Source organism: Methylobacterium mesophilicum SR1.6/6, from assembly GCF_000364445.2.
Taxonomy (GTDB): domain Bacteria; phylum Pseudomonadota; class Alphaproteobacteria; order Rhizobiales; family Beijerinckiaceae; genus Methylobacterium; species Methylobacterium mesophilicum_A.
Window position 1 is genome coordinate 1,002,571 of record NZ_CP043538.1, and the last position, 13,752, is coordinate 1,016,322.

At 69.6% G+C, this 13,752-nt stretch carries 13 protein-coding genes; 3 read left to right on the forward strand and 10 right to left on the reverse strand.

The annotated features are described in order from the left end of the window. Positions 1-4: 4 nt before the first annotated feature. A complete protein-coding gene (locus MMSR116_RS04595) occupies positions 5-814 on the reverse strand; it encodes an ABC transporter substrate-binding protein (RefSeq protein ID WP_010685075.1) in 810 nt (269 codons plus the stop codon). 32 nt (positions 815-846) lie between these two features. Further along, complete coding sequence (locus tag MMSR116_RS04600) at positions 847-1,611, reverse strand: amino acid ABC transporter ATP-binding protein (protein ID WP_010685076.1); 765 nt, start codon at positions 1,609-1,611, stop codon at positions 847-849. Between the two features lie 109 nt (positions 1,612-1,720). Between MMSR116_RS04600 and MMSR116_RS04605 the strand changes: the two genes are divergently transcribed. Both MMSR116_RS04605 and MMSR116_RS04610 read left to right on the forward strand, forming a co-directional pair. Continuing rightward, entirely contained in the window at positions 1,721-2,620 is a 900-nt protein-coding gene (locus MMSR116_RS04605; protein WP_010685077.1) for a LysR family transcriptional regulator, read from the forward strand. Between the two features lie 182 nt (positions 2,621-2,802). After that, entirely contained in the window at positions 2,803-3,876 is a 1,074-nt protein-coding gene (locus tag MMSR116_RS04610) for a M28 family peptidase (RefSeq protein ID WP_158168516.1), read from the forward strand. Positions 3,877-4,405: 529 nt separating this feature from the next. Here MMSR116_RS04610 and MMSR116_RS04615 read toward each other — a convergent pair. The 7 genes from MMSR116_RS04615 to MMSR116_RS04645 all read right to left on the reverse strand — a co-directional run bounded on the left by MMSR116_RS04615 (position 4,406) and on the right by MMSR116_RS04645 (position 11,682). Beyond that, on the reverse strand, positions 4,406-5,932 hold the full coding sequence (locus tag MMSR116_RS04615) for a tripartite tricarboxylate transporter permease (RefSeq protein WP_010685079.1): 1,527 nt from the start codon (positions 5,930-5,932) through the stop codon (positions 4,406-4,408). Further along, the gene (locus tag MMSR116_RS04620; RefSeq protein ID WP_010685080.1) at positions 5,929-6,405 is read right to left on the reverse strand and encodes a tripartite tricarboxylate transporter TctB family protein; all 477 of its coding nucleotides are present in this window, start codon (positions 6,403-6,405) and stop codon (positions 5,929-5,931) included. The genes MMSR116_RS04615 and MMSR116_RS04620 overlap by 4 nt, the downstream gene beginning before the upstream one ends. Positions 6,406-6,491: 86 nt before the next feature. Further along, complete coding sequence (locus MMSR116_RS04625; RefSeq protein ID WP_010685081.1) at positions 6,492-7,631, reverse strand: mandelate racemase/muconate lactonizing enzyme family protein; 1,140 nt, start codon at positions 7,629-7,631, stop codon at positions 6,492-6,494. Positions 7,632-7,641: 10 nt separating this feature from the next. After that, positions 7,642-8,616: a hydroxyacid dehydrogenase gene (locus tag MMSR116_RS04630; protein WP_010685082.1), complete on the reverse strand. Its 975-nt coding sequence runs from the start codon at positions 8,614-8,616 to the stop codon at positions 7,642-7,644. After that, positions 8,613-9,506, reverse strand: a complete 894-nt coding sequence (locus MMSR116_RS04635) for a fumarylacetoacetate hydrolase family protein (protein ID WP_010685083.1) — start codon at positions 9,504-9,506, stop codon at positions 8,613-8,615. Before MMSR116_RS04635 ends, MMSR116_RS04630 begins: the two co-directional genes overlap by 4 nt. Before the next feature lie 11 nt (positions 9,507-9,517). Then, the gene (locus tag MMSR116_RS04640; protein WP_010685084.1) at positions 9,518-10,660 is read right to left on the reverse strand and encodes a mandelate racemase/muconate lactonizing enzyme family protein; all 1,143 of its coding nucleotides are present in this window, start codon (positions 10,658-10,660) and stop codon (positions 9,518-9,520) included. Between the two features lie 56 nt (positions 10,661-10,716). After that, positions 10,717-11,682 (reverse strand): Bug family tripartite tricarboxylate transporter substrate binding protein, encoded by a 966-nt coding sequence (locus tag MMSR116_RS04645; RefSeq protein ID WP_010685085.1) that lies wholly within the window; start codon positions 11,680-11,682, stop codon positions 10,717-10,719. A gap of 132 nt (positions 11,683-11,814) precedes the next feature. Here MMSR116_RS04645 and MMSR116_RS04650 point away from each other — a divergent pair, with 132 nt between their 5' ends. Beyond that, entirely contained in the window at positions 11,815-12,531 is a 717-nt protein-coding gene (locus MMSR116_RS04650; protein ID WP_010685086.1) for a GntR family transcriptional regulator, read from the forward strand. 31 nt (positions 12,532-12,562) lie between these two features. Here the strand turns inward: MMSR116_RS04650 and MMSR116_RS04655 are convergent, their stop codons facing one another. Continuing rightward, the gene (locus MMSR116_RS04655; protein WP_010685087.1) at positions 12,563-13,672 is read right to left on the reverse strand and encodes an enolase C-terminal domain-like protein; all 1,110 of its coding nucleotides are present in this window, start codon (positions 13,670-13,672) and stop codon (positions 12,563-12,565) included. Positions 13,673-13,752: the final 80 nt, after the last annotated feature.

Genomic DNA, 13,752 nt, shown 5'->3' on the forward strand with positions numbered 1-13,752 from the left:
CGACCTACGGTGCGACGATCGGGCCGAGCCCGTTCTTCTCGGCGAACTTGGCGAGCCGCCCGTCGAGCTTGATCGTGTCCACGAACAGGTTGACGTAGTTCAGCCAGATCTGGTCACCCGGCGCGACCACGTAGGCGTAGGGCGTCACCGCCAGCTTCTCCGGCGGCAGCAGGTAGGTGATGCCGGGAAACTCCTTCTTCATGCGCAGCGCGGTGGGGAAGTCGCTCATGATGACGTCGGCCCGGTTCGACATCAGCTCGGCCTGGCTGGTGGCCGGGGGCGCGACGGCGTTGACGGATGCGGTCTTGAGATAGCCCCGCATGAACGGCTCGATGTAGGAGCCGAGCGTGACCGCGGCGGTGATGCCCTTCTTGTCGATGTCGTCCCACTGCTTGATCGGGCCGCCCTCCTTCACCACCGCGTAGACGTTGGTGATGAGGTAGGGCTTCGAGAACTCGACGGCCTGCGCCCGCTTCATCGTCGCCCCGACGCCGAACATCCCGATGTCGCACTTGTTGGCCTGCAGATCCGCGATGAAGGTGCCGAAGGCCGTCTCGACGACCTCGAGCTTCACCCCCATGTCCTTCGCCAATTCCTTCATCAGGTCGGCGTCGATGCCCTCCAGCTCCCCGGTGGCGGGGTTGCGGAACGAGATCGCGTAGTAGAGCGGCCAAGTGCAGACCCGCAGCCGGCCGGATTTGGTGACTTCGTAGAGGTGTGACTGCGTCTGCTGGGCGGCGGCGGGGGGCGCCGAGCCGAGCAGGGTGAACCCGCCGAGGAACGCCGCGAGGAGCCCGGTGAAACGACGCGTCATGGTGCAAACCTCCGTGTGAATGCGGCTGTCGATCAGTCCTCGAACTGCGCCAGGAAGCGGCGCGCGCGATCCGTGCGGGGCGCGGCGAAGAAGGCGTTCGGCTCGCCCTCCTCGATAATCCGCCCGCCGTCCATGAAGACGACGCGGCTGCCGACCCTCTCGGCGAAGCCCATCTCGTGGGTCACGACCATCATGGTCATGCCCTCGCCGGCGAGATCGCGCATCACCGTCAGCACCTCGCGCCGCAGTTCCGGGTCGAGGGCGCTCGTCGGCTCGTCGAACAGGAGCACCGCCGGGCGCATGGCCAGGGCGCGGGCGATGGCGACGCGCTGCTGCTGGCCGCCGGACAGGCGACCCGGATAGGCGTCGCGCTTGTCGGACAGGCCGACCTTGGCGAGGAGCGCCTCGGCGCGGGCCACGGCCTCGTCGCGCGTCAGCCCTCGCACCCGCATCGGCGCCTCGATGACGTTGGCCAGGACACTCATGTGCGGCCACAGATTGAAGTGCTGGAACACCATGCCGATGTCGGGACGCACCGCGCGGGCTGCCCGCGCCACCGTCCGGTTCGGCTGCCCGCCCGCGACGACCCGGTCGTGCATGAGCACGCGGCCGCGGTCCGGTGCGGCGAGGAGGGCGAGGCAGCGCAGCAGCGTGGTCTTGCCCGAGCCGCTCGGCCCGATGACGCACACCACCTCCTGCTCGTGCAGCGTGAGATCCACGGCGTCGAGGACGCGGTGCGACCCGAACGCCTTCCCGATCTCCTGTCCCTCGAGGATCCGCCGGACCGCAATCGCCATGATTCATCACCATCCGTGATGCATCCAGACTGGCGCAATTTCACAGTGCATGTCACGCCTGAATTGTAGGCTTGAGCCGAGAGCCGGTGATGCTCGATAAATCATTGTTATGGACCTGCGTCAGATCGAGCTCTTCACCGCCATCATCGAGCACGGGAGCCTCACGGCGGCGGCCCGCGCCCTCGGCGTGACGCAGCCGGCGGTCAGCGCCGGGCTGGCGCGGCTTGAACGGGCGGTCGGCTTCTCGCTGTTCCGCCGGGATGGGCGGCAGGTTGTGCCGACCGCGGAGGCGACTCTCCTCTACGAGGAGGCCGTCCGGGCGCTGGCCGGTGTCGCGCAGCTCGATGACGCCGCCGCCGCCATCGCGGCCGCCGCGCGCGGCTCCCTGACGGTGGCGACCAACCCGAGCCCCGGGATCGCCTGGCTGCCCCGCATCGTCGCGGAGTTTCACCGGACCCGGCCCGACGTCTCGCTCAATCTCCTGACCCGCTCCTCACGCGAGGTCCGCGACCTCGTGGCGGCCCGTGCCTTCGATTTGGGCATCGCCGAGCCGCCCTTCGACAAGAAGGACAGCGTGGTCCGCCGCTATCGATTCGCCGCGGTGGCGGCCCTCAAGGCCGATCATCCCCTGGCCGCGCATGAGACGTTGACGCCTGCGCTCCTCGACGCGGCGCCCATGATCGGGCTGCTGCCCTCGCACGGGACCACTCCCGCGATCGCTCAGGCCTTCGCCGCGGACGGGTCGGAGCTGCGGATCGTGATCCGGTGCGAGTTCTTCGCGACCGCGCTCAACCTCGCGGCCGAGGGGGCGGGGATCGCCATCGTCGACCCGATCAGCGCCGCTTGCCACGCGGCGCCCGACATCGCCATCCGGCCCTTCGCGCCGCGCATCACCTACGAGGTAGCCGTTCTGAAGCCGGCCCAGAGCGGCCTCTCCCGCCTCGCCGAGGCGTTCGCCACGGCCATCGATCGGCATGTTCGTCCCTATCTGATGGAGCAAAGCCCATGACGCTGTCGGAGCCTCTGCCCGCCTCCGTCGCCGCCGGGATCCTGTCCGACCGGCTCCTGCCGGCGGAATTCGCGGCGCTCTGCGATTGCGGCGGCCGCCTTGCGGGTACGCCCTCGGAGGCCGCGGCGCGCGAGCTCGTCCGGCGCCTCGGCGAGTCGGCGACGGGACGTCCCGCCGAGACCGTGCCGACGCCCTATGACGGATGGCAGGCCGCCTCCACCACGCTGGAGGTCGTGGAGGGAGCGCGCGTCCTCTCGCTCGGCTGCCACCCACTCGTGCGCACCGTCGCCACGCCACCATCGGGACTGGAGGCAGAGGTCGTGCCCGTCGGACGCGGCACGGAAGCGGAGTTCGCCGCGCTCGCTCCGGTGCTGGCCGGCCGCATCGCCCTGGTGCGGCACGAATACATGTTTGCGGCGGGGCACATCCACCGGCGGCTGAAGTACGCCTGGGCGCAGCAGGCCGGTGCCGTGGGCTTCCTGATCGCCGGACCTCTGCCAACACGCCCGGTCGCGGGTTCATGTGGCCGCGGCCGCGAAGACGGGATCCCCGCCCTCGGTATCACACCCGAAGCTGCGGCTCGCCTCGCGCCGAGAGGATCCGGCTACGCCCTGGCCCGCCTCAGGATTACCGCGGACGAGTTTGCCGACAGTACGGACGCGATCCTGTTCGATCTGCCGGGAAAAATGGCCGAGACCGTCGTGCTGAGCGCGCATCTCGACGGCCACGACCTCGCCGAGAGTGCCATCGACAATGCCACCGGTATCGCGGCGGCGCTCGCAGTGGCGCGGGCGCTTGCACCCCATGCGGGTTGCTTCCGGCGTGGGTTACGCCTCGCCTTCTTCAGTGCCGAGGAATGGGCGTTGACGGGCTCGCGCGTTTACCTTGAACACCTGCCCACGGCCGATCGCGAGACGCTCGCCCTGAACATCAACCTCGACTCCGTCGCCGGCTCCGACCACCTGACGGCCCTTTGCAGCGGGTCTTCGAAGCTCGCGACCTGGGTCGAGCGGAGATCAAGCGCGGCCGGCGTCCCGGTCAGGACGTATCTCCCGCACATGGCCAACTCGGACCATGCCAACTTCGCCCAGCACAACATCCCCGCCTTACGCCTCGTGGCGGGCTTCGACGAGCTCGATTCCAATCTCAAACATGTTCTGACAGCGGCCGATACGCGGGATAAGGTTGGAGAGGGCCAATTACGATTCGCGGCCCCTCGCCGCTGCTGTCCTCGTGTGGTCCGCCCTCACGGATGAACGCCTGGTCTCCTGAGCTGCTCGTCGAAGCCTCTTGCAGATCAGCCGGTGGAGCGCTCTTCAGGATCGACTTCGCCAGCGTGGCCGTCCCGGCCCAGCTCACGATCTTCCGATCGTCATTCGGCGACCCGCGAATTCGCCCTGCTGCTTCGCGCCCAGGCTGGTCGTTCAGCCGACGCGGGCGCCTGCCTGGGAGCGGACGCTGAGAGAGGCTTGCAAAGCAGCCTACTCCCTGAGACGTCCTCATCTTCGGCGGACGACCTGTTTTGGAAGCGAAGTCCGCCGAATACGGCAGGGATGAATCAGACGTTGCCACAAACGAACGGTACCCACGGCGGCGGGTCGATGGCGGGGGCTGAGCGGGCCGCCTGATCGTTCACGGCCGCGAGGGGCGCCTTATAGCCCACCTATCGCGCCCACATCAGGCCCGGTCCGCAGTAGGCCACCGCGGGGCGCGAAGCGCGTGCGAACGTGCGGGGACGTTGTGCGGTTCAGGGCGACCTCGCAGTCACAGCCAACTCGATCAGTCTCAGCCTTCCATGACGATGGGACCGTCGGGCACCAGCGCGCCCCGGCGTCGCCAGCGCAGGTAGAGCTGCCCGAGGATCAGGATGGCGCAGACGGCGAGGAAGGCGGCGCTGATCGGGCGCTCGACGAACACCGTCAGGTCGCCCTGCGACAGCAGCATGGCGCGCCTGAAGTTCTCCTCGAAGCGCGGCCCGAGCACGAAACCGAGGAGGATCGGGGCGGGATGGAAGCCGAGGATCAGCAGGAGGTACCCGAAGATCCCGATCACCAGCACCTCACCGACGTGGAACAGGCTGCTGCTGGTCGAGTAGACGCCGATGCACACGAAGAACAGCGCGCTGGGATAGAGGTAGCGGTAGGGGATCGTCAGCAGCTTCACCCAGATGCCGATCAGGGGGACGTTGAGCCCCATCAGCAGGATGTTTCCGACCCAGAAGCTCGCGATCAGGCCCCAGAAGATGTCCGGGTGCTGCGAGATCAGGAGCGGCCCCGGCGTGATGCCCTGGATGGTCAGGGCGGCGAGCAGCAGCGCCATCACGGCGTCGCCCGGGATGCCGAGGCTCATGGTCGGGATGAAGTCGCCCTGGACCGAGGAATGCGTCGCGGTCTCGGGCGCTGCCACGCCCTCGATCGCGCCCCGCCCGAAGCGCTCCGGCGTGCGCGAGATCTTCTTCTCGGCCGCGTAGGCGACGAACGAGGCGATGGTCGGGCCGGTACCCGGGATGAGCGAGCACAGGCTGCCAATCAGCGTGCCGCGTAGGATCGGCAGGGCGGAGCGCTTCAGGTCCGCCCCGCTCGGGCGCATGTCGCGCAGGCGCACGCTCGCGCCGCCGCGCAGCGGCTCGACCTTGTTCACGCTCTTGAGGAACTCCGCGATGCCGAACAGCCCGAGCGCGAGGGCGACGATCTCGACCCCGTCGGCGAGCTCGGGCAGGCCGAAGGTGAAGCGCTCGAAACCCGAGGTGACGTCGGTGCCGAAGATGCCGAGCAGGAGGCCGAGCGTCGTCATGGCGATGCCCTTCAGCGCCGAGCCGCGGGCCAGCGTCGAGCCGGCGAGCAGCCCGAGCAGCATCAGCGAGCACACGTCGGCGGGCCCGAACTTCAGCGCCGCCCGCACGAGGAGAGGCGCGAAGAAGATCATCATCACGATGCCGAACGAGGCGCCGAAGAATCCGCCCATCATGGTGATGCCCAGCGCCGTGCCGCCCTTGCCCTGCTTGGTCAGGGGATAGCCGTCGAGGCAGGTCACCGCGTGCGGCGGATGGCAGGGCAGGTTGAGCAGGATCGAGCAGATCGCGCCCCCGTACTGGGCGCCGTAGAAGATACCCGACAGCATCAGGATCGCGGCCACTGGCGGCATCGCGAAGGTGAGCGGCAGCAGGATCGAGATCGCCGCCATCACGCCCATCCCGGGCAGCACGCCGACGATGTTGCCGAGCAGGACCCCGGCGAAGCAGGCCAGGAAGTTGGTCGGCTGGAGGGCGACCTCGAAGCCGTGGGCGAGGTCGGTGAGCGCCGTGCCGATCATGACTGCCCCCAGGCGAACGGCGGCAGCTGGATGTGCAGGCCGTAGTAGAACAGGGCGCAGCCGAACGCCGCGATCAAAGTTGCGAGGAGGCAGGCGCCGCGCAGCGTCGAGGTGCGGTCACCCATCGCCGACAGGAACACGCAGGTGAACGTCGCCGGGAACAGGCCGGCGGTGCGGGCGAGCAGCAGGAAGGCGAGCATCCCGCCGATGATGCAGCCCCAGCCGCGCCATTCGGGGCGACTGAGGTCGACGCGGTCGTGGTCGTGCGCGTCGGCAGCCCTCGCCTCCGACAGCCCGATGCCGAGGCCGCAGACCACGAGGATGACGCCCATGGCCAGCGGGAAGGCCCCCGGTCCGATCGCCGCCAGCGTGCCGAGGCCATAGGTCGCCGATTCCGCGATGGCGCCCAGGCCGATCAGCGCGGTCAGGGTGCCGGCGTAGCGCTCCCTGTGCTGTTGAATCGAGTAAAGCACGCGTCCCTCCGGTCGACCTGGCCTTTTTATTCTTGCTCGGCAGACGGCCCCGGGCGTCGTGGGGCCGCGCGATCCATCGAGGGAGATCAGACGTAGCAGGGGCCGTCGATCAGCGGATTGGCGGCGAGGAAGCGCTCGTCGACCTCGACGCCGAGGCCTGGGCCGTCCGGCGGGCACACCTTGCCCTCAGCGTCGAGCCGATAGGGCAGACCGACCACGTCGTCGCGGAAGGGGTTGTGCCGGGCCACGTCGCCCTCGAAGTAGCCGGGGTTGTCGACGGCCGCGAGCAGGTGGAGCGTCGCCACCATGTTGATGCCGGTGGCCGAGGTGTGCGGGTTGACCGAGATCTTCCAGGCGGAGGCCAGCGCGGCGATCCGCATCGTCTCGGTGATGCCGCCGGTCTTCGACAGGTCGGGCTGGACGAAGCCGAGATAGCCGGCCTGAAGCGCCTGCACGAACTCGTAGCGCGTGAAGTGGTTCTCGCCGGCGGCGAGCGGCACCGTGCCGAGCCGTGCCGCCTCGCCGTAGCTGTAGGCATCGTGGGGCGGAAACGGCTCCTCCAGCCAGGCGACTCCGGCCGCCTCGAAGGCCGGCATCACCCGGCGGACGTCGTCGACCGAGTAGCCGGTGTTGGCGTCGACCAGGATCTCGACGTCGGCGCCCAGCGCCTCCCGCACCGCCTCGACCCGGGCGATGTCGCGCCGCGGGCTGTCGCCGACGCGCAGCTTCACCGCCCGGTAGCCGGCGGCCACGTGGGCGCGCGCCTCGTCGGCGAGCGAGGCCGGCTCCTGCCAGCCGAGCGAGATGCCGCCGGCATAGGCCGGCACCGCGCGGGGGCCTCCCCCGAGCAGCCGGTAGATCGGCCATCCGGCCGCCTTGCCGCGGATGTCCCACAGGGCGATGTCGAGGCCGGACAGCGCCATCGCGGCGGCCGCGCCCATGCCGTGGCTGGCGAGCTGCATCCGGTAGACCCGGGCCCAGACGCCGTTGACGTCGAGGGGATCCATCCCGAGGACGAGGTCGGACAGGGTCGTGTCGATGAGTTTGGCGATGGCGCCCGGGCAGCGCCCGTGATGGGCCTCACCCCAGCCGACGAGGCCTTCGTCGGTCTCGACCTTCACGAGCACGGCGTCGCGCTTGACCGCGCGGCCGATGCCGAGGCGGACATTCTGACCCTCGGGGACCCGGAACGAGATCGGGACGGACTGGATGCGGGTGATGCGCATGGGTTTTCCCTTAGGCGGACCGGGTCGCGGACAGGATGTCGGGATTGACGAGGTTGCGCGGTCGCTCGCCGCGCAGGATGCGCAGCATCTCCTCGACGGCGCCGACGCTCATGGCGCGCGAGCTGGTCTGCGTGATGCCGGCCACGTGCGGGGTGAGCAGCAGATTCGGGCAGGCTAGAAGCGGATGATCGGAGGCCAACGGCTGCGCGTCAAACACGTCGAGTGCCGCACCGGCGAGCGCACCGGTCCGCAGGGCGGAGGCGAGCGCGGCCGCGTCGATCACGGGCCCGCGGGCGACGTTGATGAGGACGGCGTCCGAGCGCATCCGGCCGATCTGCGCGGCATCGACGAGGCCGCGGGTCGCCTCGGTGAGTGGGCAGGCGATCACCACCGCGTCGCTCTGCGCGAACAGGGTCTCCAGGTCGACCGCCTGGACGAGACCGCCGAGCGTCGCGCCGCTGCGGGAGGCGCCGAGCACGCGCAGGCCGAAGCCGTGATGAGCGATCCGCGCGACGCGGCCGCCGATCTCGCCGAGGCCGAGCACCCCGAGGGTGCTGCCGCCGATCTCGGCGAGGCCGTCGGCGATCGGTCGCACGGCGCCCCATCCCGCCGCGCGCAGGCCGCCGTCGAGACGCCAGACCTGGCGGCGCAGGTGGAACAGCGCCGCGAACACGTACTCGGCCACGGCCTGCGTGTTGCTGCCGGGCAGATTGGCGACCGGGATGCCGCGCGCGGTCGCTGCCGCGACGGGGATCATGTCGAGGCCGACGCCGTGGCGGACGATGCCGCGCAGCCGCGTCGCGCCGTCCAGGATATCGTCGGGAAGCTTGACGCGCACCACGAGGCCCTCCGCCTCGGCGATGAGCGCCCGCAGGGTCTCGGAGCTCGGGTCGGGTGCGGTGACCGGGCGGGCATACTCCGCCAGCATAGCCTCCGCCTCCGGATGGATCGGGTTGGTCAACAGGACCACGGGGCGCTCGGTCATGGTCCTTCCTCGACGATGGGGCTGATCAGGCTGCCCAGACCCTCGACCCAGGCAGTCATCGTCGAGCCGGGCCGGATCCAGGCCGGCGGCTGGCGCAGAGCCGCGATCCCCGCCGGCGTGCCGGTGGCGATGACGTCACCGGGCTCCAGCACCGTCTGCCGCGACAGGTGGGCGACGAGGTCGGCCACCGAGAACAGCATCCGGGCCGTGGTGGAGTCCTGCAGGCTCACCCCGTCGATCGACAGCCCGATCCGCAGGCTCTGGGGGTCGGGCACCTCGTCGCTGGTCGCGAGGTAGGGACCGAACGGGCCGAAGGTCGCGATGTTCTTGCCCGGGCCGAAGCCGTCGCGGCGGATCAACTCGCTGGCGCTGACGTCGTTGAACACGCCGTACGCGCAGACATGATTGAGGGCGTCTTCCGCGCGTACCCCGTGGGCGCGACGGCCGATCACCGCGGCGATCTCGGCCTCGTAGGTGCAGCCGCCGATGCCCGGCGGCAGCACCACGGGCTCGCCCGGACCGATCACCGTCCACGGCTCCTTCATGAACAGGAACGGCTCGGCCGGATGAGGGGCGCCGCGCTCGGCCAGCGCGTCCACGTAATTGTGCGCGATCCCGAAGATTCGGCCGGGCCTCGGCAACGGTGCGCGCAGGCGCACCGATCGCAGCGGCAGCTGTGCCGCCTCCGGAATGGCGTGAGCGCGCAGGCGCGCTGCGGCGTCGGCCAATCCGGAACGGATGAGGTCGAGGACCTGCGGCGGGCAGCCGGCGAGCGCCGGCTGCAGCGCGGGATGGGCGAGGTCGACGACCGTGTCGTCCGGCCCGCTGGCGTCGCCCAGCAGGAGACCCGCCCGCTCCGCGCCGTCGCTCGAAAAGGTGACGAGGCGCATCGCGGCGTGCCTCAGGCGGCGCGATAGCGGTCGATCACGGCGCGGTCGACCTCGACCCCGAGCCCCGGCGCCGTGGGGACCGCGACCTTACCGCCGACCTGCCGGATCGGCTCGAGGGCCAGGTGATCCCGGAAGGGGTTCTCCTCCTGCTCGAACTCGAGCATCGGCGCGACCGGGAACAGGCAGGGGGGCTGATCGGGGATCGAGGCGAGGAAGTGGATTGTCGCGGCCAGGCCGACCACCGAGCCCCAGGCGTGGGGCACGCACTCGACGCCGTGCGCCGTCGCCATCGCGGCGATCTTCTTGCACTCGGTGATGCCGCCGGCCGCGCACACGTCCGGCTGGACGATGTCCATCGCCTTGCGCGCGATGGCGTCGCGGAAACCCCAGCGGGTGAACTCGTTCTCGCCGCCGGCCACCGCCACGTCGAGGGCGCGGGTGACCTCGACGTAGCCGTCGAGATCTTCCGGCGAGATCGGCTCCTCGAACCACTCGATGCCGAGTTCCTCCAGCCGCCGTCCCATCCGGATGGCGGTCGGCACCGTGAGCGAGTGGTTGGCGTCGACCATGAGGCGGATGTCCGGCCCGACCGCCTCGCGCACCGCCGCCACGCGGGCGATGTCGCGCTCGATCGAACCGAGGCCGATCTTCATCTTCACGGCCTTGAAGCCGGCCTCGACGTAGCCGCGCGCCTCCGCGACCGCCTCCTCGACGAGGCGGTCCATGTCGGTGAAGTACAGGCCGGTCGCGTAGGCGTCGACGCTGGTGCGGAAGGCGCCGCCGATGAGCTTGTGCACCGGCTTGCCCACGCTCTTGCCGATGATGTCCCACAGCGCGATGTCGATGCCGCTGATCGCCGCGATCGACATGCCCTTCGGCCCGTAATCCTTGATCCGATTGTACAGGTCCTCCCAGACGACCTCGACGTCGAACGGGTCCTGACCGATCACCCGGGGCGCGAGCTGAGTGTCGATGAACGCCTTGGCCACCGCGGACGGTCCGTAGCACTCGCCCCACCCGACGATGCCGTCCGCCGTCTCGATCTCGACGAGGCAGGTGCCGCGGGTCTTGTACAGCCAGCCGCGGGAGGAGGTGAACGGCCGTTTGATCGGCGTGGTCACGACGTGGCAGGTGATGGTCTTGATCTTGGTCACGCTATCCGTCCCGGTCGTTGTTCAGATCGTTCGAGCGCTCGGAAAGGGAGGTCGGCTCAGGATTTGAAGACCTTCTCGGCCACGACCTTGATCGACTGCTCGACCCGATCGACCTCGGCGGTCAGAGCGTCGCCGGTCAGCGGCGCGATCAGGAAGGCGTTGCGCTCGGCGAAGTCCTTGAAGCGCTGGTCTCCGATCGCGGCGCTGAAGCCGTCGATCAGCTTGGTGCGCACCTCCGGCGGGAGCTTGGCCGGGGCGACCACGTAGGCCATCTGCACCACCGGGCCGAACGGGAACACGTCGTAGCCGCGCTCCTTGAAGGTCGGCACGTCGGGGAACTGCCGGAGGCGCTCATCGGCGAACACGCCGAGCGCGCGCACCAGACCCTGCTGCAGCTGGCCGAGCGACTCGGCGGGCTTGAGCACCGCGGCCTGGATCTGCCCGCCGGCGAGGTCGGTGATGACCTTGGCCCCGCCGGTGTAGGGCGCGTTGATATAGGCGACCCCCGCCGCCCGGGCGGTCATCGAGGCGAAGATGTGGTTGAGGTTGTAGTTGCCCGGCGTGCCGATCGACACGCTGCCCGGGTTCTTCTTCATGTGCGCGAGGAAGTCGTCCAGCGTCTGGTGCGGGCTCGATCCGGGGACGAGCAGCATCAAGGGATCGATCGACACGCGGGCGATGTGGCTGAACTGATTGCTCTTCAGGGGTGTCTTGCCCTCGGCCATGTAGGCCAGCGTCGAACTCGTCCCCATGCCGAGCGTGTAGCCGTCCGGGTTCGCCGTCGCGACGCGCCGCATCCCGATCGTGCCGGTGGCGCCGGGCTGATTCTCGACGATCATCGTGATGCCGCGCTCCTTGAGCAGCGGCTGAAGTCCGCGCGCCAGGATGTCGTTCGAGCCTCCCGCGTTCCACGGCACGATGAAGGTGACTTCGCGCGCCGGGAAGGTCGACTGCGCCAGGGCGGTCCGTGCGCCGAGGGCACCCAGAACGAGGCTTCCGACGAGGCTGCGGCGGGTGAGCATGGCGTTCCTCACGTCTTCGTTGTTTGTTATAACGATGGAATGCGGCTACGTTGTCAAGCGCGGTCGAACCCGTCGGCGTCGGTCTGACTTGATCTGCGCCGCGCGGGTTGCCGAGGGGTGGGGGGCAACGCCATGAGACACGTCGAGCGGCTGCCGCTCTGGGATCAGGCCTATGCCGAGCTGCGGACCGCCATGCTCGGCGGACGGTTCGAGCCGGGTGAGCGGATCCTCCTGCGCGAGGTGGCGGCCGAACTCGGCATCAGCCTCACGCCGGTCCGCGATGCGGTCAACCGTTTGATCGCCGAGCACGTGCTGGAGCGCGGCAGCTCGGGGCAGGGAGGTGGCGCCGTGGTCCCGCGCATGAACGTGGAGCGTTTCGACGAGTTGCTGACCATCCGCTGCGACCTCGAAGGTCGGGCCGCGGCGCGCGCCGCCGAGCGCGCAGCCCCGGGCGATCTCGGCGTCCTCGACGCGCTTCTCGCCGAGATGAAGACCCTGATCCGGCAGCAGAAGCTCGACGCGTATCTCGACCTGCACCGGCGCTTCCATTTCGAGCTCTACGCCCTCGCGCGCATGCCGATCCTGGAGGGGTTGATCGAGAACATCTGGCTCCGGTGCGGCCCGGTCCTGACCTACGTCATCCCGGACTACGTGCTGCTCGAGAAGGGCAGCGACCTGCACACCGCCGCACTCTCGGCCCTGCGCACGGGCGACGCGGAGGCGGCGGCCGCGGCGATCCGGCAGGATATCCGCGAGGCGGGCCGGTACATCGCCGGCCTCGCCGACGCCGCCGGGCTCATCGAAGACCCGGCGGCGAGCCGCCGGCCGCGGGCGCACGCGGCGTCATGATCGGGAACAGGTGAGCGCGATGAGCGTGCTCCTACGTCAGGACGGCCGTGGTTTTAGCCCGGATGAGATCGCGGTCGATCTCCGCGCCGAGCCCGGCCGCCGTAGGCGCGTGCACCATGCCGGCGGGATCGACCGCGATGTCCGCGGCGAGCCCGTACTTCTGCGCCGCATCCGGCAGCAGCACCTCGAAGAACTCAGTGTTGCGGATCGCCATGATGACGTGGAGGTTGGCGACGTTGTTGAGCGAGTTGCCGCCGTGGTGGACCTCGAAGTTCATCCCGAAGGCCTCGGCGAGATGGGCCGCCTTGACGAGCGTGGTGATGCCGCCCTTCACCGCCACGTCGCCGCGCAGGAAGTCGGTGGCGCGCTGCAGGATCCAGGGCGCGTAGGACTCGAAGCCGGCCTGCGGGTACTCGGTCGCCATGATCGGCACGTCGAGCTTGGCCTTAAGCTTGACGTAACCGTAGAGGTCGGAATCCGCGAGCGGATCCTCGTACCAGTAGTAGCCCGCCGCCTCGATCGCGCGGCCCACTCGCAGCGCCTGCTCGTAGGTATACCCCCAGCAGGCGTCGAGCATCAGCGTGAACCCGTCACCCATCTCGGCCCGCACCGCCTCGCAGATCGCGATGTCGTCGCGCCATACCTGAGGCGGGTGGATCTTGTAGGCGCTCCAGCCGGCCTCACGATACGCACTCGCCTGCTCCACGTAGGCCGTGGCCCCCTCGAGGATCTGCGAGCTTGCGTAGGCGGGCACGCGGTCGCGATAGGTGCCGATGAGCCGATGGATCGGCAGTCCCGCGGCCTTGCCGGCGAGGTCCCACAGGGCGACGTCGAGCGCGCCGATCGTCCGGACGGAGGCCGCGCGCACGCGGGCCCACAGCTCTTGGTTCAGGCGCTCGCGGTCGAGGGGATCGCGCCCGATGAGCACCGGCTTGAGCACCCGCACGAGAAGTGGCGCGTCGAGATCGGCTGGTCCGTACGCCGAGCCGAGGAAGGCGTGCCCCTCGATGCCCTCGTCGGTGTGGATCGTGACGAGGCCGAGTTGGCTGCTGCCGACCGCGCGCGCCGTACGCCCGGAGTAGCGTGTCGGCGGGATATCGTCCCAGCCGAAGAGGGTCACAGTGACATCTCGTATGCGCATGACGTCGCCTCCGGCCCGGGACCGCCGCGGATGCGGCCTTCGCTCTCCGGCGTGTTCGGGTCACCCACCATCTAGAGCTG